Consider the following 23876-nt stretch of genomic DNA (forward strand, 5'->3'; position numbering starts at 1 on the left):
TTATTAGTTTGACATAGATGCATTTTTTAGCTTAAGTCTTATTTTGTCAGTGACAAGTGCGATGAACTCCGAATTAGTCGGACGTCCACGGTAACTGTCTATGGTATAGCCGAAAAAGCTGTTTATGATCTCTGAATTACCGCGATCCCATGCAATTTCGATTGCATGGCGTATAGCTCTTTCGACACGTGATGATGTAGTATCGTATTTCTTCGCTACACAGGGATAAAGCTGCTTTGTGATACATTCCATAAGATGACTGTCTTCAATAGCGCTTATAATTGCTGTACGGAGATAATGATAGCCTTTGATGTGTGCAGGAATGCCAAGCTTCTGTATAACATCTGTTACCATGATCTCTGTATCGGCACAGTTAAGAGGGATTGGTTTTCGGCATACCGATTTTACGATATAGCTGATAGTTTCAAGATCATACGGCGTTGACAAGAAGTACGAAGCACCATTTTCCATTACCTGACGTTCGATAAAGCTGTTTCTTACATCCGAAACAACTATGAAAGCAGGAGGTGAAACAAAAGCTTCCTTTACCTGCTTCATTATCATCAGGGCATCTGCATCAGGTAATGTCAGATCTACCATGACTACATCAGGATTGTCATTGAGAATGGAATCAAGTATCGCTCTGCTATTTTTCCTTCGGGTATAGGCTGTTATGCCGCTTTCCCTAAGCTTTGCTGCTACTTTTACTCCGTTTGATGCTGAATCGTCACCGATCAATACTTTGATTCTTTCATTTTCCATGTTAGGACTCCTTTTCTTTTGTTACTATGTTTACTATTCTACACCCGTTGTAGAGGAATTTCAATAGGTGGTTTTAGCGTAAATTGTCGAATTTTGAGATATTTTGTATTTTTATTGTTTTTGCTTATGGCGAATTATATTTTTATTTGTTATATTATATATCAATGTAGGTAATAATAAAAAAATATTTTGACGTCTATTGACATTATTATTGTTTTGCTGTATAATATTTAAGTACTTTGCGAGTGTGCTGGAATAGGCAGACAGGCACGTTTGAGGGGCGTGTGTCGAGAGACGTATGGGTTCAAGTCCCATTACTCGCACCAATGTATGGACAGATGGCTGAGCTGGTCTAAGGCGCACGACTGGAACTCGTGTATACGTTAATAGCGTATCGAGGGTTCGAATCCCTCTCTGTCCGCTCTTTTAAAGAAGCCTGTATTTCGATAAAAACACCGAAATACAGGCTTTTCTCATGCCTGTAGAAAACAGTTTTAAATGCATTTTTGCAGATTCGTGTGAAGAAAAAACAGGCGTTTTTTACATGAATTCACACGAAGAAAAGGCGATATAATGTTATAGATAAGACAGCTCCCGTGAGGGAGCTGGCCTTTTTAGAATAAGTATAAAGTATTTTTTCTCCATATGACATCAATACTTAATAGAAGGCTTGCTCCGTGATGATATGCTCGGATATGTCAAAGAAGCTAAGCATGAACCTACATTTATAGATTTGCCGGTTGAATGATAGTTAAAGCCTCCCGAGGGAGGCTTTTTTGATATAAAGTATGCTTGTGTAATTTGCTATAAAAACAAAATCCGATATAGTAAGTAATGACGAAAATTCAAAAATGTTAGGGTTTTATATTGACACCGTGTCAGAATAGTGCTATACTAACTATAGTGACACGATGTCAGAATAGATTGTCCAACGTATAATGGACAATATCCATGCGAAAAAACACTGATTGTGACGAGGAAGAAGGAGAATGTACTATGCCAAAAGGTTCACCGGAGCTGACAGCTTCACGTAAGGAAGAGATCGTGAACGCCTGCGAAAAGCTCTATCAGACAATGAGCTTCAAGGAGATCACAATAAAGGATATAGGTGCTGTGACATCATTCACAAGGACTTCTATCTACAACTATTTTCAGACGAAAGAGGAAATTTTTCTTGCCCTGATGCAGCGTGAGTACGAGCTGTGGGCTGAGGAAATGAACGAGCTTGCAAAGGAAAATGAAACTATGACCACTGAGGAGTTTTCATCAGCACTTGCACACTCTCTTGAAAAACACGAGCAGCTTCTGAAGCTCCTTGCGATGAATCACTACGATATGGAGGAAAACTCTCGCCCCGAACGGCTGACGGAGTTCAAGGTCGCTTACGGTGCTTCTCTTGATGCAGTGAGAGTATGTGTCAGAAAATTCTTTCCCGCAACGGACTGCGAAAGCTTTATCTTCGTATTCTTTCCGTTTCTGTTCGGTGTATATCCGTATTCGGTAGCGACACAAAAACAGCTTGACGCCATGCGTGATGCAAAAATGAAATTCAGGATGCACAGCATATATGAGATAATTTATTCCTGCGTGATGCAACTATTAGGAGGTACAAAATGAAATACACAAAACTTGGTAACTCAGATCTGAACGTTTCGAGGATATGTATGGGCTGTATGGGCTTCGGTGATGCGTCAAACGGTCAGCACTCATGGACGATAGACGAGGAGCACAGCCGTGAGATCATCAAGCGCGGGCTTGATCTCGGCGTAAACTTCTATGATACCGCGATCGGTTATCAGTCCGGAACCAGCGAGCAGTATGTCGGCAGAGCACTGCGTGACTTTGCAAAGCGTGATGAAGTTGTGGTTGCAACAAAATTCCTGCCGAGAACTCATGCGGATATTGAGGCAGGTATCAGCGGACAGAAGCATATAGAGCGTATGATAAACAAGAGCCTTGAAAATCTCGGAATGGACTATGTGGACCTGTACATTTATCATATGTGGGACTGGAATACGCCTATCTACGATATACTCGATGGTCTGGACCGTATCGTCAAGGCAGGAAAGGCAAGGTACATCGGCATTTCAAACTGTTATGCATGGCAGCTTGCAAAGGCAAATGCTCTCGCTGAGAAAGAAGGCTTTGCAAAGTTCGTCAGTGTTCAGGGACATTACAATCTGATCTTCCGTGAGGAGGAGAGAGAAATGGCTATGCTCTGCGCTGAAGACAATATCGCTATGACACCATACAGTGCCCTTGCAAGCGGCAGACTATCAAGACTTCCCGGCGAAACTTCAAAACGTGCCGAAGAAGATAACTATGCAAAATTCAAGTATGATGCCACGAAAGAACAGGATGAAGTTATCATCCGCCGAGTTGCAGAGCTTGCTGAAAAGCACGGCGTTTCAATGACAGAGGTATCTCTTGCGTGGCTGCTGATAAAGGTAACATCCCCCGTTGTCGGTGCGACGAAACTGCATCACATTGAGGGTGCTGCAAAGGCAGTCGATTTAAATTTGACTGCTGAGGAAATCGCTTATCTCGAAGAACCCTATGTCCCTCATGCGCTGGCAGGCGTTATGGCGCAGAACAAGCCTGCAAACAAGAATGACAAACACGTCTGGGGTACGGGCAATCAGAAAATCTAAGGAGGAAATCAATATGAACAATTTACCAAAGATCGCTCTCGGTGCGTGGGCATGGGGAAATGACGGAACATTCGGCGGCAGCCTGACAGCGGATACTCTCCGCCCCATATTTGACAAGGCTATGGAAAACGGTCTGAATCTGTGGGATACCGCTTATGCTTACGGTATGGGTACTTCAGAGAAGGTGCTTGCAGGCTTCGTGAAAGACCTGCCGAGAGACAGCTTCCTGATTTCAGACAAGTTCACACCCCAGTGTGCTGATGCTTCATCTCCGACAGCCATGAAAGATATGATCGAGATGCAGCTCAAACTTATGGCGCTTGACCGCTTTGATATTTACTGGATCCACAATGTCTGGGACGCTCCTAAATGGACAGAGGAGCTTGCAAAATACTTTGAGGGTAAAGACAACGTGCCAATGATCGGTGTTTCTAATCATAACCTTGCGGAGATAAAGCAGGCGGATGAAATCCTCAAAGCGCATGGTCTGAAACTCTCAGCGGTTCAGAACCATTACAGCCTTATCAACCGTTCCTCGGAGGAGTCCGGTATTCTGGACTACTGCAATGAAAATGGCATTACGTTCTTCTCCTATATGGTGCTTGAACAGGGCGCACTTTCCGGCAAGTATGATACTGCTCACCCAATGCCCGCAGGCTCCGCAAGAGCTGACAGCTATAACCCCATTCTCGACAAGCTGGAGATCATGAACAAGGCTCTCGGCAAGATCGCTGAAAAATACGGCGTAGGAATCGCACAGGTTCCTGTTGCGTGGGCGATCGCAAAGGGTACTCTGCCGATCATCGGTGTAACATAGGTCAGCCATGTTGAGGACGCAGTGAAGGCAGCAAATATAACGCTGACTGCCGATGAGGTTAAGGAGCTTGAAAGCGTTGCCGACAGTCTTAGTCTGAATGTTATCCGTTTCTGGGAAAAGGAAATGAAATAAACAGGTGAAATGTATGAAAAAGATTATTCTTTCAATGTTAGCTGCAATGTGTATGCTGTGCATCACGGGTTGCGGAAATACAGACCTCAGCTCCGCTCCGGCAGAAACTGCCGTACAGCAGGAAGTGCAGACGGATCAGTCCGCCGAAGATAATGAAGCAGAAAAGCCGGATGAAGATAAAGCTGTTTCCAGTCAGACTGAGAAGCAGCCGGAGAATCCGGATACTGCTGAGAGCAGCGGAAAGGACACGATAGTTGTGTATTTCTCTGCAACAGGCACCACAAAGGGAGTAGCAGAGCGTATCGCAAGTGTCACAAATGCCGATATTTTTGAGCTTATTCCTGCTGAGCCATACTCTGACGCAGACCTTGACTGGAACGACAAGAACAGCCGCACGACAATCGAGATGAACGATCAGAAGGCACGTCCTGCTATCGCAAATGATACAGTTAATCTGGACAGCTATACCACTGTTTACATCGGCTATCCGATCTGGTGGGGTGATGCGCCCAGAATAATGAGTACATTCGTTGAGGCACACGATTTTGACGGCAAGACTGTAATTCCCTTCTGCACCTCTGGCGGCAGCGGCATCGGCAGGAGTGGAAGTAACCTTGCATCGCAGGCCGGCAGTGGGAAATGGCTTGATGGAGACAGGCTTGATGCAGGCATATCCGAGAGCAAGATACAGGACTGGATAAACAGTATGAATTAAACAGGGAGGGCTGTTATGCAGACAAAGACAGGTATCATCAAAAGAATAGTCGATGCGGTGCTGACAGTCCTTTTGCTGTTTCTTATGGCATATCAGGTGACAAGCGATGTGCTGCATGAGTGGCTGGGTATCGGTATGACCGTAACGCTGATACTTCATCATATCCTCAACCGCAAATGGTATCAGTCTGTTTTCAAGGGAAAATATACGCCCTACCGTATCACTATGACTGCGGTAAACATGCTTTTACTTGCAGCTATCGCTCTTACGGCACTCAGCGGAATGGCTATGAGCGGACACGCAGTTCCGTTTATGTATGGGCTTATCAATGTTATGACAGCAAGAAAACTTCACCTTGCAATGTCATATTGGTCATTTATCCTTATGGGTATCCATATAGGTCTGCATATGAAAGCAATGACAGCAAAGCTGCCAGACAATGGCAAAATTGTTTTCAATGCTATCCTCACAGGCTTATCAGGTGTGGGACTATGGCTGTTTCTGAAAAGCGGTATCATAAACTATATCACGTTCCAAACGCACTTTGCTTTTCTTGACTACACTACGGCAAAATGGCTGATCATTCTGCAAAACCTTGCAATGCTGCTGTTTTTTGTGCTTGTGGGGTATGTGTTGTCGGAGGTTACCACAAAGGGCAAGGATAAAAAGTATTCTCTGAAGCCGCTGATATGTTTTTTTATTGCTGTTATCATTGGTATTGTGCTGAATCTTGCAGTGAAAGAAAGCAGCACCGAAAACGGCTTGTGGAATTCAAGTTGGCAGAATGCACAGAGCACATCTGCTCAGACTACAGCGAAACAAAAGGAACCTGATACAATCGCTCAGGATCATACGACTGTTTCAACCGCCGTAAATGACAGTTTTATACTGATTGAGGGAGGCAGCTTCAATATGGGCAGTCCCGATTCGGAGAACTGGCGCATTGATGATGAAACGCTCCACGAAGTAACGGTTTCAGCGTTTTATATAGACCCTTATGAAGCCTTGCAGTCCGACTACGAAGCACTTTTGAGCAGCGATCCAAGCACCTTTGACGGTGAAGGTCTGCCTGTTGACAATATCTCATGGCTTGAAGCGGTGAAGTATGCCAATGCAAGAAGCAAGGCGGCAGGACTGACACCTGCGTATACGATCGGTGACGGTGAGGTAGTGTGGGACAGGTCGGCTAACGGTTACCGTCTGCCCACAGAAGCGGAGTGGGAATACGCATGCCGTGCAGGAACGCAAACGCCGTTTAATACAGAGCATTCTCTCAGTGCCGATGATGCCAATTTCTACGGGCATTACCCATATGAAATAGAGGAAAACTATTTTGATGATGAGGTACTTGAAGCCCGTCCCGGAGAATATCGGCAGACCACTGTTGAAGTCGGCAGCTTTAAGCCCAATGCGTGGGGATTGTACGATTGCCACGGCAACGTGAACGAATGGTGCTGGGACTATTACGGTGAATACGATACCTCACAGACTGTTGACCCTACAGGTGCTGAAAGCGGCACTCGCCATGTTTACAGGGGCGGCGGCTGGAATGATTTTGCAAAGAATATGCGAAGTGCCTACCGTGCCGCCGGTCAGGCTGATATGAAAAGCTATAATCTTGGCGTAAGGCTTGTCAGAAATGCTGATAATGCACCCGACCCAAAACTGACTGCGAAGGAAAAAGTAAAGCCCGAAAAGGACGGAAAAGTCCTTATCGCCTACTTTTCATGGAGCGGAAATACCAGAGATATTGCTCACAATATTGACAGCCGTATTGATGCCGATATTATTGAACTGACACCCGCGAAGCCTTATTCTACAGACTATAACACTGTCCTTATGGAAGCACAGGAGGATCAGCACAAAAATGCCCGTCCGGAGCTGAACGAGCATATCGACAATATGGAGCAGTATGACATTATCCTGCTGGGCTATCCCAACTGGTGGGCATCTATACCGATGCCAATAGCGACCTTCCTTGAAAGCTACGACTTTTCGGGAAAGACTATCATTCCGTTCTGCTCACACGGAGGCGGACGCTTCGGACAAAGCCTGACAGCGATAGCAAAGCTTGCACCGGATTCTGATATAGGTGAGGGCTTATCAGTGCATTATTCAGGCGGCAGTACACTCGATGATGACATATCTGAATGGATCAAAGAAAACGGCATTGAAGAAAAGTGAGGTGCAAAATGAAAATAGTAATACTTATGGGAAGTCCCAACAAAAAAGGCTCAACGAGCATACTCGTTGACAGCTTCAAAAAAGGTGCAGAGGAAAGCGGTCACAATGTCGAAGTGATAGATGTCTGTCATGCAGATATCCGTCCCTGCACTGGCTGTATTGCCTGCGGTTACGAGGGCGACTGCGTTCAGTGTGATGAGAACGAGTATATCCGAAAAGCGCTGCTTAGCTGTGATATGGTGGTGTTTGCTACTCCCCTTTATTACTACGGAATGAGCGCACAGCTGAAAACAGTGGTTGACCGTTTCTGCGCATACAACAGCAGTCTGAACCGCAGACATCTGAAATCTGTACTTCTGACAGTTGCGTGGAACGCTGATGACTGGACATTTGATGCACTGACAGCTCATTACAAAACGCTGGTGAGGTACATCAATTTTGAAGACAAAGGTATGGTACTTGGCTATGGCTGCGGAAGTCCATCTATGACACGGTCGAGTAAATACCCCGAACAGGCATACAATTTAGGAAGATCATTATAACGGAGGTAATCTTATGAACAAGAAATTAGTAGCATATTTTTCCGCAAGGAAGAATACAGCCGTATCATAAAGGATGCCGACAAGCACGAGATCATCAGACTCATAAAAACATTGTATCTGCGCCGTAAGGAGCTTGCCGAAAGCGGAAAGAAGCTCCGTTCCACGGACGAGAATTACCTCAGCCTTGCAGAAAATATGCTTTTTGAGGAGTTTGCTTTTGCTCTTGATATTGACAGGAGTGAAGTTGTCGAATATATCGAAAAGCATATCGCATAATCTTTGTGCAAAAATGCCTTTGAAAAATCCTAAAATAATTGATATAATTAGTACATAACGAGTAGCAATTCTGCGTAAGTCCGGTTATTGCTGCTCGTTTTATTATTTTTACGGAGGTAAGTCATAATGAAAAGAATCAAAGAAGCGTGTATCTGCCAGACACTGCATTTTATGCTCAAGGAAGATGTCGGTCACGACTACGCTGTCAAGCTCGTGAAAGAAGAAATAGAAAAGTACAAAGCTTCACTTGAAAGAACAAGAACAAAGTACAAGATAATCGAGGAAACGGAGCAGCCTGATGGCTCTGTTATCATCAAGATCAAGAAGCAGTACAATACAGCTCCTGTCGGCTCATATCTCGACTGATACTACTGAATATTGTTAAAAACAGCGTGTGGCGTAAGCATAAATCCAGCTTTCTGCCTCACGCTGTATTTTTTAGGAGGAATACTATGGAACAAACCGCAAATCAATTCTTAGGACAAGAGCCAGTTGGCAAGCTGATGAAAAAATACGCTGTGCCGTGTATCATCTCTCTGCTCGTAGGTGCTCTCTACAACATCGTAGACCAGATTTTCATCGCAAATGCAAGCTATCTCGGCTCTTACGGGAATGCCGCAAATACCGTTGCCTTTCCGCTGACGGTCATCGCTCTTGCTATCGCTGTTATGATCGGTGACGGTTGCTGTGCATTTGTGAGCTTGAGCCTCGGCAAAGGCGAACCTGACAAGGCAAAGAAAAGCGTCGGCAACTCCGTGCTTATGACGATTGTGAGCAGTATTATCCTCTGTGTCGTGTACCTAATATTCAGCAATGGCATCATCGCTATGTTCGGCGGTACGGTCAATGAGGAAACATTCCGCCACTCAAAAGAATATTTCTTCTATATCTCGCTTGGTATCCCGTTCTATATGTTCGGGCAGGCTATGAACCCTGTTATCCGTGCGGATGGAAACCCAAAATTCGCTATGATCTCGACACTTGCAGGTGCAGTTCTGAACATGATACTTGATCCAATCTTCATTTTCGCTTTCGAGTGGGGTATGATGGGAGCTGCGGTCGCAACTGTTATCGGACAGATAGTTACGGCAGGACTTGCTGTGTGGTATCTCTGCAGCATGAAACTCGTAAAACCTGCAAAGCCTGATTTCAAGCCCGAAAGCACCATTATCCGCAAAACGCTGACACTCGGTCTTACCAGCTTTCTCTCTCAGATTTCCCTTGTAGCGGCTATGGCGGCGATCAATAATATGATACGCAAATACGGTGCAATGGACAATATTTTCGGGCAAGAGCAGTATGCACAGATACCAATGGCGGTGGTCGGTATCGTCATGAAATTCTTCCAGATCGTTATTTCTATCGTAGTCGGTATGGCAGCTGGCTGTATCCCTATTGTAGGCTTCAACATGGGCGCAGGGCTTCGACTGAGAGTGCGTGAGCTGTTCACCAAACTGCTGACAGCGGAAGCAACCGTCGGTGCTGTAGCTCTGATCTTCGTGGAGTTTTTTCCCCGTCAGCTTATCGGCATATTCGGTGCGGCGAACGAGAGCAGCTATTACACCGATTTCGCTGTACACGCATTCCGCATTTATCTCTGCATGATGATATTTGCCTGCGTGAATAAGGCATGTTTCATCTTCCTGCAAGCTATGGGCAAGGCGTTTGAATCGACAGCGCTTTCCATGATAAGGGAGATTGTATTCGGCGTTGGCTTTGCGGTAATTCTGCCACTTTTCTTCGGACTGGACGGTGTGCTGTACTCCATGCCCGTGTCGGATATTCTGACATTTGCTGTCGCTTTGTTCCTTATCATCAGGACATACAAGCAGCTTGGAACGGGTAAGAAAGAACAGCACATAGGCGAACTTGCATCTGCAAGCTTGCATTAAATCATTGCATTTACGCACAAAAACAATCAACAACTCACTTATTCCCGTGCGCTTAAAGGAGATTTTATTCTTTGGCTCTTGAAATCACCAAAAATCTGGTGTATAATTTTAAAGTTAATAAAATACTATGCAATGACACACGCAGTACTTCTGTACATAAGTCTGATCACGGAATGCAAATTTTGGATCGGTGTACATAATACTGCGTGTTTCTGCGTATTCAGGAGGATTTTACTATGCCAAGAACACAATTACAGAGAATGATGTTTGCGCTGATGACCGTTATCGTTACCGTCCACGCCTATGTATTCTACAGCTTGTATGTTGTAAACGGTTCGACGTTTATGAACGTTACCGGAGCAGACAGCGTACTCGGAGCAGTCAACGCTATGGGCGGTGTTTATATGCTCGGAAGAAATCTGCCGATATGGGCAGTTGTCATTATTGAGTTTATACTTGCCTACACCCTTGAGATCACAGTAGGCAGCCCGATGTCATTCAAACTCGCCTGCAAGGTATTTGATCCGAGAGAAACACATCCCGTACTCTTTGAGACAGCTATCATCTGTGCAACAGTCGGTATCATGTGTCCGTCCATGAGTTTCCTCGCGGCTGTCCTTTACTATCCATACTATGCAGGTTTCAATATCTTCACTCTCCTTGCAAACTGGATAAAGCTTGTCTGCTTCAATTTCCCGTTTGCGTTCTTCTCTCAGCTTTTCTTTATTCAGCCGCTTATCAGAACTGTATTTAGATTTGCTATGAGCAAGTTCGGTAGTAAAACAACTGAAACAAGCAAAGCTTCTGCATAAGCAACATATAATCATAGCAAATAGAGAACATTATAGCTGACTATTTTGGCTATTGAAAAAACTGACACTATCATTGAAAATAGTATAGCGGTACGCTATTGGCAGGGAGCCGTTAACTACTTGCGTCGTTCATATATCATTGAAATTAAGCTAGATAAGCATGATTATCAATATTTCAATAATCGAAAGAGAACAGCTATAGGAGAAATGAATTTCAATCAGATTAATATTATTCCCCGCAATTATTCCACACGAAAAATTTTAAATGCATTTTTGCGGTCGCATGTGAAGAAAAACAGTTGTTTTTCAAACGCTTTCACACGAAATTCACACGGCAATCGGTGGTATAAACGTTACTAGCGTATTTCCTGCGGTGGTGGCTCATTTCATGTTCAATCAGAGTCAAGGGGCTTTTGACGGGCTTCTCTCACAGGGCAATATTCCCGAAAACGCTGATCTTGGAGCAATCTCAGATGTATGTGAGTATACTACGATTATCATTCTGGCTGTTTTTTTTATTGGGTTGCTATTACGTGAAAACAATAAGAACAAGAGAAATATATAATGTAATATGCACACGAAGAAAAGGCGATATAATGTTATAGATAAGACAGCTCCCGTAAGGGAGCTGTTGTTTTTGTAAGTAATAAATTTATTGCTTCCACTCCGACTATATGGAGTTCCAGTTCAAATCAGGTGTGAAGATCAGCATTGAAAAGTGAATATGATTCCCCTCATCAGGTAGGAAGCTGAGATGCTCCTTGCCTGGTGAGGGGGATTTTTTGTTTATTCCTTCGTTTGGTGCTTCTGTCGGGAATAGCGAGTGATACTTGTTACGATCATAAGAATCAGATCAAGATCAATTATTGTGAGTGCAATTAATGCGGAATAGGAAAGCCACACTGCAACGAACAGATAATTGTATCCGATCAGATACGGAGCGGCGAAACATAATACAAGTAATGCCGACAGAATGATCAGCCTGAGACACAGCCTGATTTTTTCTTTTTTCATATTCACGGCCTTTTTCGCAAGCCGCTTTTTCTGTGTCAGCAGTAAGACTACGAGCAACACAAGCAACAGCAGGAACACAACGGCGATCGGGGCTGCGATTGAATCCAACGAAGGTGAGGCGCTCATATGTTCGAATTTGCCTTCCGTCATAAGCTTATATGCGCTTCGTGCAGCATTGACCGGGCTGTCTGATGAGATATTCGTTGCCGCAAATGTCCCGATGTTTCGTTCACGATCAATGTAAAGCATCGTAGAAAAGTTCGGGTTCCCGCCGGAATGCTCCATATAGCTGCCGTCTTTCTCCTGCATCCATCCGTTCAGATAATAACAGTCAGCACCTTCCTCCGCATTGATGTAGTGTGATGCATCCTCTGCACGGTGAGATTTTTCAATTGCCTTTTCAAGCTTTTCGGGGAGTTCCAGTTGTCCAAGCTGCGCCTTGATCCACAAAGACATATCTGCTGTCGTCGTAATGACATAGCCGTCACCCTGACATCCTTTAAAACGCGGTGCATCATACTCGATCGTCTGCCAGAAGCAGCGCTGATAGCCTTGTGCTGTCGGAATATCATATCCGGTTTCCGTCATTCCAATGGGAGCAAATATCTCCTCCGCTACATAATCCTCAAAACGCTCTCCGGAGGCAACTTCGACAAGGTATGCCAGAATATCATAATTCAGGTTACAGTATTCAAATTCCGTACCGGGTTCAAATCCCAGATCAATGCCTTCAGCTATACGTGCGGTGTCTTCTTTCAGCCTCTCGTCTGTTCCAATCTTGACCTGCTTATATGTTTGAGATTCAGGAATACCCGATGTATGATTGAGGAGCTGCCAGATTTTCAGATCATAGCTTTCTCCCTGCCATTTCACATCAAACCACGAAAGATAGTCCGATACGGAAGCATTGATTGACAGTATTCCTTCTTCCTGTAGTACTAATACGGAAAGAGCAGTAAATGCTTTTGATACAGACGCAAGTTCATAATGCGTGTGTTCCGTTGCAGGAATCTGCTGTGCAATATTGTCATAGCCCCAGTTTTTGTAGAAAGTATTCTCACCGTCAACAGCCACAAGTGACAAACCGGGCGTATGCGTTTCATCCACATACTCAGTGATGTAATTATTCAGTTCCGCGTCATCCAGAACAGAATCTGCCGCAGAGGCAGGCAGGGACGGTATGATTGTGAGCAGCGTCCCAATAGATAAAAATACTGCGGCGATCTTTTTGATGTTCATTATAGTTTATGTCAGCTCCTGTTTCTTTTCTTTCGGAAGATTGATTTTGCTTTATTCGTTTTGATTTGACAACCTTTCCCCACACTCAACCCTATTTTGCAATCGCCCGAATCGCAATTTTTGATTAGACTATTTTTAGTGATTTTACGCTGTTTTTCAGTGTGACATTCAATCCACACACTGAAAAATCGGAAAAAGCAGTTCCACGCGCCCTAAATCGAGTGCTTGATTTGGTTGTCATCTTCTGTTGCCTTCAAAGAGGATACTCTTTCCCTTCATCGCATATTTTACTAATTGTTCCATTCTGAATCAGATATGCTTCACCGCAGATTCTTTCTGCGGTCCCGCCTGCATAAAGATAACTACCGTCGCATATCGCGATAAACTGTCTGCCGAAACTATCCGGATAGGTGACTTCTTCAAAAAGTTTCTTCCCATCCAAAATACGATCTTTCGTATCCTGATAATGAGGAAGCAGCATCACATTTGTAAGCCCAAGACCTTTTAGAAATCGGCGGTAATTTGGATCAGCAGCCTCTCCTTCCTCTTCCGGCTGTGCATACACAATGCTTGCCGCGTTCATACTTCCTGCACTGATTCCCAGTACAGTCCCGTCAAAGTTCTTCATGCAGTCCTTTAGACCAATCTCTGCAAAAAAAGCATTCTGAGTCGGTACATGCCCGCCGCCCAGAATAATAAAGTCACTTGCGGCAACAAGCTCTTGTGCATCCATTTTATTTCTGTCATCTAAGATGATATAGTTCTCAAATGTGATCCTTGATAACGCCAATGTATGCTGGATCGCATAGGAAAAACTTTCTGAAAACCGAATATCTGACGGTGCTGAAGTAACCATAAGTGCGCTATGATGTTCACACTTTAACAGTCTTTCGACAAACTTATTGTTCTCATTCAATGGCTTTCCCGGTTCAGTAAATGGAGAACTTACCAAAAATAATTGATTTGCCATTTCAGTTTCTCCTTTTTTTATCAAATTCTCTGAAATGTTTCATGGTATCTTTTATTCATTATAACACAATTCCTCACATTATCGTATCTATTCAGACATCCTCACGGATAAAGTGTGTAGGCTGCCACGGTTCTTTCTCGGGAAGTCCAAACTGTGCCTTGCCGAGAGCAATCGACTTCATCAGGAAGCTCATATTCTTGGCAAGTGTTCTCATCGTCTGCAATCCTTCTGCATCAAGTGCAGCCTGTCCCTGTTCTCTTCCGTGAACGCAGTTCCAGTACTGGCTGGAAGCGACAGGCATATTGCAGATGGTGAAATACTTGTTCAGTTCATCGAAGGTAGCGGAACATCCGCCGCGTCTTGCAACAACAACGCTTGCACCGACCTTCATTGTCTTATCGAAACCGGTGCTGTAAAACAGTCTGTCAAGGCAGGCGATCAGAGTAGCGTTGGCAGATGCGTAGTATACAGGCGAGGCGACTACAAGGCCGTCTGCTTCTTCAAATTTGGGTGCTATCTCGTTGACTGCGTCATTGAACACGCACTTACCGAGTTCACTACATTTGCCGCAGGCAATACAGCCGCGGATATCCTTGTTGCCGATACGAAAGACCTCAGCTTCCACGCCCTGTGCTTCAAAGGTTTTAACAAGTTCTTTTATAGCGATAGCGGTGTTTCCGTTTGCGTGTGGACTTCCGTTTATGATCAGTACTTTCATTGTATACCTCATTTACAGTGATTTTCCAAGCTGATAAGCCTTTTCGGGATAATCAGTCTTTTTCAGCATATCAAGCGTCCAGCAGTTTACGCCGACTACAGTACCTGCGACATCCCATTCAAGGAAATTCGTCATTCCCTTGAAACTGGCAAGTGCGCCTTCCGCTGATTCTATTGTATCATCTGCCATAGTGAGCATAAGAACAGCTTTTTTGCCGCCGTGCAGCAGAGCATCATTGGCATAAAAGCGGTCAATGACTGTTTTCAGCTGTGCGTTGATATCATAGTAATAGATAGGGGAGATGAGCACGATTGCGTCTGATTCGAGCAAATGTGGATTCAGCTCGGTCATATCGTCCTTGAACACGCATACCTTGGCATCGCCGTGACATTTCTCACAAGCAATGCAGGGATGAACATCCTTGAATGCTGCGTCAAAGCGAAAGATCTTGTGACCTGCTTCTTCAGCACCCTTTATGAACTGTTCAGTCAGATATGCTGTGGTTCCGTTCTTGTGAGCTGAGCCTGTGATGATTGTGATTTTCATTGTGATTTACCTCCTTGGGTTTATGATGATGCAGTGATGTCGAGCTTGTCATTTTGAACTCGACCATTCGATTGAATAGTACTTATGAGTGATATAATTGATTGAGCGGTGAACAACCTTTCCCCACACTCAACGTTATTCTGCAATCACCCGAATCGCAATTTTTGATTAGCCCGTTTTTTGCGATTTTACGCTGTTTTTCAGTGTGACATTCAATCCACACACTGAAAAATCGGAAAAAGCAGTTTCACGCACCCTAAATTGAGTGCGTGATTTGGTTGTCAAAAATCAAAGTGTGCAGATTGGTTGTCAAATGTGCCGTGTACGTGATTTTGCCATTTTACCTGTTCCCACATACTGATTTTGAGTGGGTGAAACTGCTGTTATCGTAAAAGAGCGATGCCGATAAACCGCGTAAATACGCCATTTCAGGATTTCTGCCTTGACAGCAGAACTACGCACTCAACGTGTGACGTATTTGGAATCATGTCGTTATTCTTATAATATCAGAAGTCTAAACACTTGTCAATATATAATGTGACTATATTATTTCAATAGCCCATGGGCTAATGAAATAGTGCTGCTCGCACGGCTTCTCATAACGATTCCCCAAATTTTCTGATCTTTGCAAGCAGCTCATCAGAAACACCGCCTGCTGATGTAAACACTCCCATATTCCTTAATCCCAGATAACCGAGAAAATCACCATTGTATGAAAACATTGCTCCATCATACTGGTTTCTGTCGCCGGAGGATAAAAACATTGCTATTTTAGTCAAGCTTTTAGGTGCAGCAGGATAAAGCGCAGAATAAAACCTGTCGATCACGCATTTAAGTTGCCCACTAATACCGTGATAGTAGATCGGCGAAGCAAGAACAAGCATATTAGTGTCTTTAAGCAATGAATATATATCCCGCATATCGTCTTTCAGTATACACTTACCTTTTCCTCTGCTGTGGCAGTATTCACAGGCAAGACAGCCTTTTACATTCAGCTTACAGACATTTACTGTTTTCACGGTATGATTTGATGATTCAGCCCCTTCACAAAATGCTGTGACCATTTTTGCAGTATTCCCATTTTGACGGGGGCTTCCATTTAATACAAGTATATTCATAGCACACCTCACCAATTTTCATACCGCTGTCCTGTGTGCAGTTCTGCCATTCTCTGCATTTCTGCATCGGTCAGCTCAAAATCAAAGATGCTGTAATTCTCAAGTATATGATCCGGATTCTGTGAACCCGGTATCGTGACATAGCCTGCCTGCAAATGCCATCGGAGTATTGTTTGTGCCGATGTCTTTCCGTGAGCCTTTGCTATATCCGTGATCGTTCCATTACCGAACAAGTCCTGCGTATGCCCTCTGCCTCCGAACGGATACCATGATTCTACCACCGTACCGTATTTGGCGATATCCTTTTGGAACTCGGTGTTCTGATAAAACGGATGATTTTCATTCTGAACTACCGCCGGCTTGATCTCACCGCCCGATGTGACACGCTCATATTCATCGAGGGTATAATAGTTAGAAATACCGATAGACCGCAGCTTTCCGTCCCTTACTCCCTGACACAGAGCTTTGTAGACCTCGGTATCATTGCTGCCCGATTGATGTATCAGCATCAGATCAATATAATCAAGTCCGAGCCGTTCAAGCGAATCGTCAATATAACTGTACGCTCTGTCATAGTTGGAAGGCATGACCTTTGTGGTGACAAAGACCTCCTCACGGGTTACGATACCATCATCGATCGCCCTCTGAATGCCATTGCCAACACCTGTTTCATTACCGTAATACTGCGCTGTGTCGATCAGCCGATAACCGTCTTTCAGCGCTTCGTAGACAGAGTTTTCCGCAGTATCATCGTCCTGTGTCCATGTACCAAGTCCAAGAATGGGCATTTCATAGCCGCTGTTGAGCAATACGGTCTTGCTTTCATAATCAAATTCTGTTGTCATATTACGCTGCTCCAATATCTTTCGTTTCAGCAGGCATAGGTCAAAAACGCTCCATACCCCGTCATTGTCGAGATCGTAAGGCTTTCCCCGCAAATCTTCTTCTGTCGGTTTCGCAAGAAGAAAATCATTGAGATTCCGTACATCCTGCACGGTGTATTCGGTATCTTGGCTGCCGTTCATTTCAAACGTTACAGTCACACCGTCTTTACCGAGTGCATCAGCAAGCCCCGAAGTATCTGAAATATTCCCGATCTTTGTATAGCTGTATGAAGTATCAAAGCTCTCGTAAAACACCACAAGACAGCTATCGCCGTAAAGCATTATATCGCCTTCGCTTATATGCCCGACTTTTTCAGGCGAGGAAGGCAGAGAGGTATCAAGGTAATAATACTTTTCATTGCCGTTCAATTCAGACATATCAAGTGTCAGGGGCAGCATTTCCGTTAAAGCTGTGACGGTATCGCTGCTTTCCAAATTTACAGGGAATTGCTTATCTCCTACAGCTATCTTCATACCATTAGCTTCCTTTTCTTCATGTTGTTCGGCGGTTGTGACCTCTTGTCGGTCGGAGGTTACAGATAAAACGCTGCTATCGCTTTGCATCATAACAGACGAGTTTTCACTTTGCACCGTCACAGCCGAACTATCCTCTGAGTAACTGCCGCACCCGGTCAACATCAGAAAAGAAGAAATAACTGCTAAAAATCTTGCTTTAATCATAAATGCTCCTCACCACCTTTGCAGGAGTGCCGACCGCTATCATATTTTCGGGAATATCCTTTGTAACGACCGAGCCTGCACCGATGACTGCATTATCACCGATTGTCACACCCGAAAGGATAGTTGAGTTAGAGCCTATCCACACATTCCTGCCGATGTGAATGGGCTTGGGTATCAGATCATGGCGTTCTTCGGGGAGAAGTCCGTGATTCAGTGTTGCAAGCACCGTATTGTGACCGATCAGCGCACCGTCACCTATGTGAATACCGCCCTGATCCTGAAATTTACAGCCTGCATTGATGAACACGCCTTTTCCGAGATGAATGTTCTTTCCGCAGTCTGTATAGAACGGAGGAAACAGCCCGACCTCAACAGGTTCACCGATAAGCTCCGACATCAGCGCATTGATCTCATCGGGGGTATGATAGCGGCTGTTGATCTCCATAGTAATGCGGATAGCCTCCTGACTCAGCTCATGCATGATCTGATGCACATTGCTCTCCGCCGTGACCTGTTTTCCGCTGTTCATATATTCAAGAAATCCTGCTGTTGTCATTGCTTTTCCTCCAATCGGGATCATTTAAGATATTCGTTATAGAATGCTTCCAGCTTGTCAAACGGGATAGCGTTATTCTCGCCGCCGTCATAGAGATCGGTGTGGGAAGCACCTTCGATCACAAGAAGCTGTTTGTTGTCGGTGTACTTGTTTCCGTTTATCATATTCTCATACGCATCTTTTCCGAAGTAGAAAGAATGTGCCTTGTCACCGTGAAGCACCATGACAGCAGAGCGTATCTCGTTGCTGTAGTGCAGGATAGGCATATTGATAAACGACATACAGCCGATCTTGTTCCAGCCGCCGTTTGAATTGAGCGAGCGTGGGTGATAGCCTCTTTCGGTCTTGTAGTATGCGTGGTAGTCCTTGACAAAGTAGGGAGCGTCTTCCGGCAAAGGATCAATAACACCGCCACCGAGCTCATACTCGCCGCTTACATAATCCCTGATACGCTGGGCATTCAGTGCCTGCTTCATCGCATAGCGCTTTTCCTCGCTATCATCGGCATCAAAGTAGCCCTTTGCATTCACTCTCGTCATATCGTACATGGTAGATGCAACAGTCGCCTTGATACGGGTATCGAGCGCTGCCGTATTTATCGCCATGCCGCCCCAGCCACAGATTCCGCAGATTCCTATCTTATCAGGATCAACATTATCCTGTACTGAAAGGAAATCAACTGCTGCCTGAAAGTCCTCTGTATTTATATCAGGAGAAGCCATGTATCTCGGCTGTCCTCCGCTTTCACCCGTAAAGGACGGATCGAATGCAATGGTCAGAAATCCACGCTCTGCAAGTGTCTGTGCGTAAAGACCGCTGCACTGTTCCTTGACTGCACCGAACGGTCCGCACACGGCGATCGCAGAGAGTTTTCCGCCTGCGTTCTTAGGAGCGTACATATCGGCAGCGAGTGTGATACCGTAGCGGTTGTGGAATGTCACCTTCTTATGATCGACCTTGTCGGACTTCGGGAAGGTCTTGTCCCATTCCTGTGTTAAAGTAAGCATTTCGTCTTTCATTTCAGATACCTCCGTTTTTTCTTAATGTGTAGGCGAAATAGTCAAGGCAGTCGATACGATCGTTATACTTGTGAACGCTGTCAAGGAGCGTTTGACGATAGCTTTTCAGAAAACAGTCAAGTGCCTGATATTGTCCGCTTTCGACCATTTGCAGGCATTTCGCTACGCTTTCATCGTCCAAGCCCATATCCCTGAGATTTTCGGTCATGACCGCTGTTTTGTCGGCTGCATTTGCCATATTCTCACCTCTGTGTTATTTGGTATCTTTAGTATAACACAGATCTTATGATATGTAAAATACCTATTTTGAATAGCTTGTTATTCTTGACAGGAATAACAAAACAGGTTATAATGATAATATAAATATTGGAGGTGTGCTATGGAAATACGTGTCTTACGTTACTTTCTTGCAATTGCAAGAGAGGAAAACATGACAAGGGCAGCTGAACGGCTTCATATCTCGCAGCCGTCGCTCTCTAAGGAGATCAAAAAGCTCGAAGAAGAATTAGGGCATGAACTGTTTATCCGCACCAATAAGAATATGCTCCTCAATGACGAAGGAATGCTCCTGCGAAAGCGTGCCGAGGACATTCTCGCAATGGTAGACAAGACCGCCGAGGAGTTCAGCCAGCTTGACAACATCGTCGGCGGAGAGATACGCATAGGCTGTGCTGAAAGCTATCTTATCAAGTATCTGGCACGGAGCATTAAGGTATTCAAGGAGCAGTACCCGAATTTCATCTTCCACGTTTTCAGCGGAGACACAGAACCTGTTGCCGAACGTCTTGACAGAGGTATCCTTGATCTTGCCGTGATCGTTGAGCCGCCGAACTTGTCAAAGTACAATTATCTCTCTATCCCTGAAAGCGACAAATGGGGACTTGTCATGCTACGTGACAGTCCGCTTGCCGATAAGGAATATGTTACCCTCGACGATTTATATGGTTTGCCGCTTTTCTGTTCCGATCAGTCTATACGTGTTGACTTTCCTCGCTGGTGTGGCGAAAACATGGATAAACTGAACTTTGTGGGAACAGTCAATCTTGCCTACAACGGCTCAGTGTTTGTGAAGGAGGGGCTAGGGTGTATGCTGACCTTTGAGCACCTTGTAGACACAAGCGAAGAAAGCGGACTTTGCTTCCGACCAATCAAGCCGACACTTGAAACTAATATGTATATCATCTGGAAAAAGTATCAGGTGTTCTCGCCGATAGCAGAACTGTTTCTGAAAAGATTAAAGCAGGATTACACTTAATTGAATAGGCACAGAAAATAAGGGCTATGCCTTCCGTACACGGTCACGGAGGACATAACCCTTTCCATATGCTAAAAAAACAGACAGCGCTGGTAGAAAACTTAGAGAGGCTTCTGTCCGTAAACTAAACGAAAAAAGAGTTGGTCTTTTGACTCATAAGGATAGCTTAAAAAAAGAATTGAATACTGTGATTGATTATACGCCTAAAATAACAGCTTGCCAGAATGAGCATGAAATGCTCAGAAGTAGTATTAAAGACTCTTTCATTAACAAATGATCTTGGAATAGAATAGTAGCCTCCCGAAGGAGGCTACATCTATCAATTGTCGCTATAAAGCTTGTAGAAGTAAGAGCGAGATACACCTAATTCCCTAACCGCTTCTACGGGCTTTTTGTTTCCGCAGCGGACTTTCGCAATCACCTTAAGCCAGTTCTCAGGAAGAGGATTTGACGGACATCCGAAGCGGACGTATTTTTTATATAATATTTTTATATAATTACTTCGTTCATTTTTGACGTTGCTATACTCTTCCATGAATTCAGAAGTACTGATTCAACTTTTATGAGATGACTAAACATTAGATTACTTATTGTATCTTGTTTTTATGAAATGGATGTGATATAATTTATGCATAAAGTTGGCAGAACATCGATACCTGAAAAAGGAGGAGTTTCGTTATGAAAAAGAGTATAAGTTTGATATTATCTGTGTGTGTATGTGCAGCTGCTAATATACCACAATTCACATCAGCCTTTGAACCTGTTCCTCATTTTACTTCGACATTTGTACAGCCCTATTACAGCGATTTCCTTGATACAGAGCGCTGGGAACAGACTTTCAATAAAGCTAAGAAGTTAGGCTTTGATACGATGATAATCCCATCTGTTCTATATATACATCAACAGTTTGTCAACACATTCTGGGGTAATCCACCTGATCTTGTTTGTCACAGCTGGTTCCCTCTGGAAACTCCTGTTGCCTATGATGTTCGATGTAGCGGAGATAGTATCAAACCTGCTCTTGAGGCTGCAAAGAATACTGATATGAAGCTATGGTTTGGAACTGTAAGCGATAATACATGGATTTCACCTACAGACGAAAATGTCAACAGTTACGAGAGCTGGAGCGATAAAAACTCTGAGCTTAGCAGTTCTATCATATCAGAGATCTGGTCTCGCTACGGAGAGGAATACGGAGATCAGATAGCAGGCTGGTACTATTCAAACAATTTTAATAACTTTGAAAACGCCTGTAACGGTACTGATGACGGAGAGATTGCTCGGATTATCAGCAATAATATAAATGCAAATATATCTGCGATAGAGGAAAACTGTCCTGATAAACCCATAATGCTGAATCCATTTTACTATTACGATAATTCTACTTCAGAGCAGTTTGGCACATTTCTAACTGAGCTTTTAGCTGCTTCGGAGATTCGCCCTATAGATATTTACACTGCTAAGGATATGAGCGGACTTGCAGCAGATGTTACTGTGAAAAGCAAATGGATAGAAGCACAGAAAATAGCAGTAGGGGATAAAATGCATTTCTGGGTTGAAAATTCTATTGGTATTTTTGGCAGCTTAACAGATATGGAAATTCTGCATAAGAATTACAACGCGACCTATAAGCTTGGAGAAGCAAGTATCATCGATTATATTGACTTTTTCGCAAGTGAAGGTATTGAAAAGGACGATTATTTTGCAGACTTTATGTCTGGTATCATAAGAGGTGATGTTAATGACGACGGGGAGTTCAACGTTGCTGATCTTCTGCTGTTTCAGAAGTGGATTATGGGAGCTCATGATGCAGAGCTGACAAACTGGAAAGCGGCTGATTTTTACAAAGACGAACGCCTTGATTCCTTTGATCTTTGTTTAATGAGAAAAAGACTTGTTGAAAAAAATAAAATTGAAATCATAAACGATGATCCAAAAGAAGAACAGGGCATAGTAGTACATAATACCGAGGAGCTTTATACTGCCGTGGAAAATGCAAAAGCAGGCGATCTGATCAAAGTCACATCGGGGGAATACGATTTGTCGGGAAAGACCTTGAAAGCCACAGCTGATGGTACAGAAGAAAATCATATCACCATAAAAGCATTTGACAGTGATGAACCTCCTGTATTCAAATGCAAGGCTGCAGAAAACGGATATGTTATGCATATTACAGGCGACTACTGGAACGTTGAAGGTATTGTTTTCACTAATGCGCAGAAGGGAATAGTTATGGATAATTCAAACCATTCTATGATATCTGACTGTGAAATACACACCGTTGGTGCAGAGGCAATAGCTATTCGTGACGGAAGCTCTTACTGTATGATCAATAAATGCTATATCCACGATACCGGCCTTGTGTCCCCCGGATACGGTGAAGGTGTTTATATAGGCAGCTCTAAGGATAAAACGGAGTTTGACTTCAAATGCGACCATAATAAAGTGATGGACTGCACCTTTATAAATGTTGCCGCAGAGCATATCGACATCAAGGAGTATACCACCGATACTGAGATAAGCGGCTGTACATTCTATGGTGATGGCATGACAGGTGAGAACTATGCAGGAAGTTTCATAGACATCAAGGGCAACGATTGTTATGTCCATGACAATACTGGTTACAGAAACGGCAACCCAAAAATAGTAGCTGCATTTGAGATACACGAGCAGGTGCAGGGCTGGGGCTATCACCAGATTTTTGAGAAAAATACCCTCTATATGGATCAGCCATATAGAGCTGAGAATTCAAATCGCAGAATGTATGTAGTAGACGGCTGGTTCAGTGATTTCACTGTAAAGTCTAATCAAGTGGATTACGGTGAAGGTCTTGTTCCAGCCGACAAGAAGTATCATTACAACTGCGACAATGTCTCTATTATTCAGGAACCGCTTACTTTTTAAATTTAAGACGATTGCTAATATCAATGAAATAACGGTCAAAGCAGTTCGTGTGAAGAAAAAACAGGCGTTTTTTACAAGAATTTACACGAAAAAAGGCGATATAATGTTATGAAAAATGCAAGCTCCATTATGGATCTGGCATGAGTATGGTTGCAGTAGACTAAGGTCTATTGACACAGTGTAAAACTG

At 43.9% G+C, this 23876-nt stretch carries 22 protein-coding genes and 2 tRNA genes; 14 read left to right on the plus strand and 10 right to left on the minus strand.

From position 1 onward, the window contains the following. Positions 1–3 precede the first annotated feature (3 nt). Positions 4–762, minus strand: coding sequence for a sporulation transcription factor Spo0A (gene spo0A / locus L870_RS0105800; protein ID WP_028517346.1), 759 nt, complete (start codon positions 760–762; stop codon positions 4–6). Between the two features lie 241 nt (positions 763–1003). Between spo0A and L870_RS0105805 the strand changes: the two genes are divergently transcribed. The 12 genes from L870_RS0105805 to L870_RS0105865 all read left to right on the plus strand — a co-directional run bounded on the left by L870_RS0105805 (position 1004) and on the right by L870_RS0105865 (position 10783). After that, positions 1004–1088: transfer RNA gene (locus tag L870_RS0105805), tRNA-Leu, on the plus strand. A 6-nt stretch (positions 1089–1094) separates the two neighbouring features. After that, positions 1095–1183 (plus strand) — tRNA-Ser (locus tag L870_RS0105810). A 575-nt stretch (positions 1184–1758) separates the two neighbouring features. Then, complete coding sequence (locus tag L870_RS0105815; RefSeq protein ID WP_028517347.1) at positions 1759–2379, plus strand: TetR/AcrR family transcriptional regulator; 621 nt, start codon at positions 1759–1761, stop codon at positions 2377–2379. Continuing rightward, positions 2376–3413, plus strand: coding sequence for an aldo/keto reductase (locus L870_RS0105820; RefSeq protein WP_028517348.1), 1038 nt, complete (start codon positions 2376–2378; stop codon positions 3411–3413). Before L870_RS0105815 ends, L870_RS0105820 begins: the two co-directional genes overlap by 4 nt. A 13-nt stretch (positions 3414–3426) precedes the next feature. Then, positions 3427–4230 carry an aldo/keto reductase gene (locus L870_RS16755; protein ID WP_242836492.1) on the plus strand — a complete coding sequence of 268 codons (804 nt, stop codon included), beginning with the start codon at positions 3427–3429 and terminating at the stop codon, positions 4228–4230. Between the two features lie 145 nt (positions 4231–4375). Continuing rightward, positions 4376–5077, plus strand: a complete 702-nt coding sequence (locus tag L870_RS0105830) for a flavodoxin (RefSeq protein WP_028517349.1) — start codon at positions 4376–4378, stop codon at positions 5075–5077. 15 nt (positions 5078–5092) lie between these two features. Then, positions 5093–7261, plus strand: a complete 2169-nt coding sequence (locus tag L870_RS18940) for a flavodoxin (protein WP_080676359.1) — start codon at positions 5093–5095, stop codon at positions 7259–7261. Positions 7262–7269: 8 nt separating this feature from the next. Next, the gene (locus L870_RS0105845) at positions 7270–7803 is read left to right on the plus strand and encodes a flavodoxin family protein (protein ID WP_028517350.1); all 534 of its coding nucleotides are present in this window, start codon (positions 7270–7272) and stop codon (positions 7801–7803) included. Between the two features lie 102 nt (positions 7804–7905). After that, positions 7906–8079, plus strand: coding sequence for a hypothetical protein (locus L870_RS20110; protein ID WP_341349463.1), 174 nt, complete (start codon positions 7906–7908; stop codon positions 8077–8079). Between the two features lie 126 nt (positions 8080–8205). Next, a complete protein-coding gene (locus L870_RS0105855; RefSeq protein ID WP_019680303.1) occupies positions 8206–8445 on the plus strand; it encodes a hypothetical protein in 240 nt (79 codons plus the stop codon). An 86-nt stretch (positions 8446–8531) separates the two neighbouring features. Then, positions 8532–9971: an MATE family efflux transporter gene (locus L870_RS0105860; RefSeq protein WP_028517352.1), complete on the plus strand. Its 1440-nt coding sequence runs from the start codon at positions 8532–8534 to the stop codon at positions 9969–9971. Between the two features lie 236 nt (positions 9972–10207). Continuing rightward, positions 10208–10783, plus strand: a complete 576-nt coding sequence (locus L870_RS0105865) for a hypothetical protein (RefSeq protein ID WP_028517353.1) — start codon at positions 10208–10210, stop codon at positions 10781–10783. A gap of 786 nt (positions 10784–11569) precedes the next feature. On the opposite strand, the gene L870_RS0105875 is transcribed toward L870_RS0105865, so the two are convergent. From L870_RS0105875 to L870_RS0105915, 9 genes are all read right to left on the minus strand, one after another. Further along, positions 11570–13036 carry a serine hydrolase domain-containing protein gene (locus L870_RS0105875; RefSeq protein WP_028517354.1) on the minus strand — a complete coding sequence of 489 codons (1467 nt, stop codon included), beginning with the start codon at positions 13034–13036 and terminating at the stop codon, positions 11570–11572. Between the two features lie 253 nt (positions 13037–13289). Next, complete coding sequence (locus L870_RS0105880; protein ID WP_028517355.1) at positions 13290–14006, minus strand: Type 1 glutamine amidotransferase-like domain-containing protein; 717 nt, start codon at positions 14004–14006, stop codon at positions 13290–13292. Positions 14007–14097: 91 nt separating this feature from the next. Next, complete coding sequence (locus tag L870_RS0105885; protein ID WP_028517356.1) at positions 14098–14724, minus strand: flavodoxin family protein; 627 nt, start codon at positions 14722–14724, stop codon at positions 14098–14100. Between the two features lie 12 nt (positions 14725–14736). Next, on the minus strand, positions 14737–15270 hold the full coding sequence (locus L870_RS0105890; protein WP_028517357.1) for a flavodoxin family protein: 534 nt from the start codon (positions 15268–15270) through the stop codon (positions 14737–14739). A gap of 596 nt (positions 15271–15866) precedes the next feature. After that, positions 15867–16388: a flavodoxin family protein gene (locus L870_RS0105895; protein ID WP_028517358.1), complete on the minus strand. Its 522-nt coding sequence runs from the start codon at positions 16386–16388 to the stop codon at positions 15867–15869. Between the two features lie 8 nt (positions 16389–16396). Further along, on the minus strand, positions 16397–17746 hold the full coding sequence (locus L870_RS19480) for an aldo/keto reductase (RefSeq protein ID WP_162148431.1): 1350 nt from the start codon (positions 17744–17746) through the stop codon (positions 16397–16399). Positions 17747–17945: 199 nt separating this feature from the next. Then, positions 17946–18509 (minus strand): sugar O-acetyltransferase, encoded by a 564-nt coding sequence (locus L870_RS0105905; RefSeq protein ID WP_028517360.1) that lies wholly within the window; start codon positions 18507–18509, stop codon positions 17946–17948. A 20-nt stretch (positions 18510–18529) separates the two neighbouring features. Next, positions 18530–19528 (minus strand): alpha/beta hydrolase, encoded by a 999-nt coding sequence (locus tag L870_RS0105910; protein WP_028517361.1) that lies wholly within the window; start codon positions 19526–19528, stop codon positions 18530–18532. Between the two features lies 1 nt (position 19529). Further along, a complete protein-coding gene (locus L870_RS0105915) occupies positions 19530–19766 on the minus strand; it encodes a hypothetical protein (protein WP_028517362.1) in 237 nt (78 codons plus the stop codon). 141 nt (positions 19767–19907) lie between these two features. Between L870_RS0105915 and L870_RS0105920 the strand changes: the two genes are divergently transcribed. Next, the gene (locus L870_RS0105920) at positions 19908–20783 is read left to right on the plus strand and encodes a LysR family transcriptional regulator (RefSeq protein ID WP_028517363.1); all 876 of its coding nucleotides are present in this window, start codon (positions 19908–19910) and stop codon (positions 20781–20783) included. A 678-nt stretch (positions 20784–21461) separates the two neighbouring features. Beyond that, the gene (locus L870_RS18420) at positions 21462–23687 is read left to right on the plus strand and encodes a DUF4434 domain-containing protein (RefSeq protein ID WP_051411429.1); all 2226 of its coding nucleotides are present in this window, start codon (positions 21462–21464) and stop codon (positions 23685–23687) included. Positions 23688–23876: the final 189 nt, after the last annotated feature.

The organism is Ruminococcus flavefaciens ATCC 19208, from assembly GCF_000518765.1.
Classification (GTDB): domain Bacteria; phylum Bacillota; class Clostridia; order Oscillospirales; family Ruminococcaceae; genus Ruminococcus; species Ruminococcus flavefaciens.

What these genes read in the sequence shown, in the direction of transcription:
- L870_RS0105915 (WP_028517362.1), bottom strand. Translation starts at nt 19,766, where the DNA reads ATGGCAAATGCAGCCGACAAAACAGCGGTCATGACCGAAAATCTCAGG.
- L870_RS0105910 (WP_028517361.1), bottom strand. Translation starts at nt 19,528, where the DNA reads ATGAAAGACGAAATGCTTACTTTAACACAGGAATGGGACAAGACCTTC.
- L870_RS19480 (WP_162148431.1), bottom strand. Translation starts at nt 17,746, where the DNA reads ATGAAGATAGCTGTAGGAGATAAGCAATTCCCTGTAAATTTGGAAAGC.
- L870_RS0105895 (WP_028517358.1), bottom strand. Translation starts at nt 16,388, where the DNA reads ATGAATATACTTGTATTAAATGGAAGCCCCCGTCAAAATGGGAATACT.
- L870_RS0105855 (WP_019680303.1), top strand. Translation starts at nt 8,206, where the DNA reads ATGAAAAGAATCAAAGAAGCGTGTATCTGCCAGACACTGCATTTTATG.
- L870_RS0105845 (WP_028517350.1), top strand. Translation starts at nt 7,270, where the DNA reads ATGAAAATAGTAATACTTATGGGAAGTCCCAACAAAAAAGGCTCAACG.
- L870_RS0105890 (WP_028517357.1), bottom strand. Translation starts at nt 15,270, where the DNA reads ATGAAAATCACAATCATCACAGGCTCAGCTCACAAGAACGGAACCACA.
- L870_RS16755 (WP_242836492.1), top strand. Translation starts at nt 3,427, where the DNA reads ATGAACAATTTACCAAAGATCGCTCTCGGTGCGTGGGCATGGGGAAAT.
- L870_RS0105905 (WP_028517360.1), bottom strand. Translation starts at nt 18,509, where the DNA reads ATGACAACAGCAGGATTTCTTGAATATATGAACAGCGGAAAACAGGTC.
- L870_RS0105865 (WP_028517353.1), top strand. Translation starts at nt 10,208, where the DNA reads ATGCCAAGAACACAATTACAGAGAATGATGTTTGCGCTGATGACCGTT.
- L870_RS0105830 (WP_028517349.1), top strand. Translation starts at nt 4,376, where the DNA reads ATGAAAAAGATTATTCTTTCAATGTTAGCTGCAATGTGTATGCTGTGC.
- L870_RS18940 (WP_080676359.1), top strand. Translation starts at nt 5,093, where the DNA reads ATGCAGACAAAGACAGGTATCATCAAAAGAATAGTCGATGCGGTGCTG.
- L870_RS18420 (WP_051411429.1), top strand. Translation starts at nt 21,462, where the DNA reads ATGAAAAAGAGTATAAGTTTGATATTATCTGTGTGTGTATGTGCAGCT.
- L870_RS0105880 (WP_028517355.1), bottom strand. Translation starts at nt 14,006, where the DNA reads ATGGCAAATCAATTATTTTTGGTAAGTTCTCCATTTACTGAACCGGGA.
- L870_RS0105875 (WP_028517354.1), bottom strand. Translation starts at nt 13,036, where the DNA reads ATGAACATCAAAAAGATCGCCGCAGTATTTTTATCTATTGGGACGCTG.
- L870_RS0105860 (WP_028517352.1), top strand. Translation starts at nt 8,532, where the DNA reads ATGGAACAAACCGCAAATCAATTCTTAGGACAAGAGCCAGTTGGCAAG.
- L870_RS0105885 (WP_028517356.1), bottom strand. Translation starts at nt 14,724, where the DNA reads ATGAAAGTACTGATCATAAACGGAAGTCCACACGCAAACGGAAACACC.
- L870_RS0105815 (WP_028517347.1), top strand. Translation starts at nt 1,759, where the DNA reads ATGCCAAAAGGTTCACCGGAGCTGACAGCTTCACGTAAGGAAGAGATC.
- L870_RS0105920 (WP_028517363.1), top strand. Translation starts at nt 19,908, where the DNA reads ATGGAAATACGTGTCTTACGTTACTTTCTTGCAATTGCAAGAGAGGAA.
- spo0A (WP_028517346.1), bottom strand. Translation starts at nt 762, where the DNA reads ATGGAAAATGAAAGAATCAAAGTATTGATCGGTGACGATTCAGCATCA.
- L870_RS0105820 (WP_028517348.1), top strand. Translation starts at nt 2,376, where the DNA reads ATGAAATACACAAAACTTGGTAACTCAGATCTGAACGTTTCGAGGATA.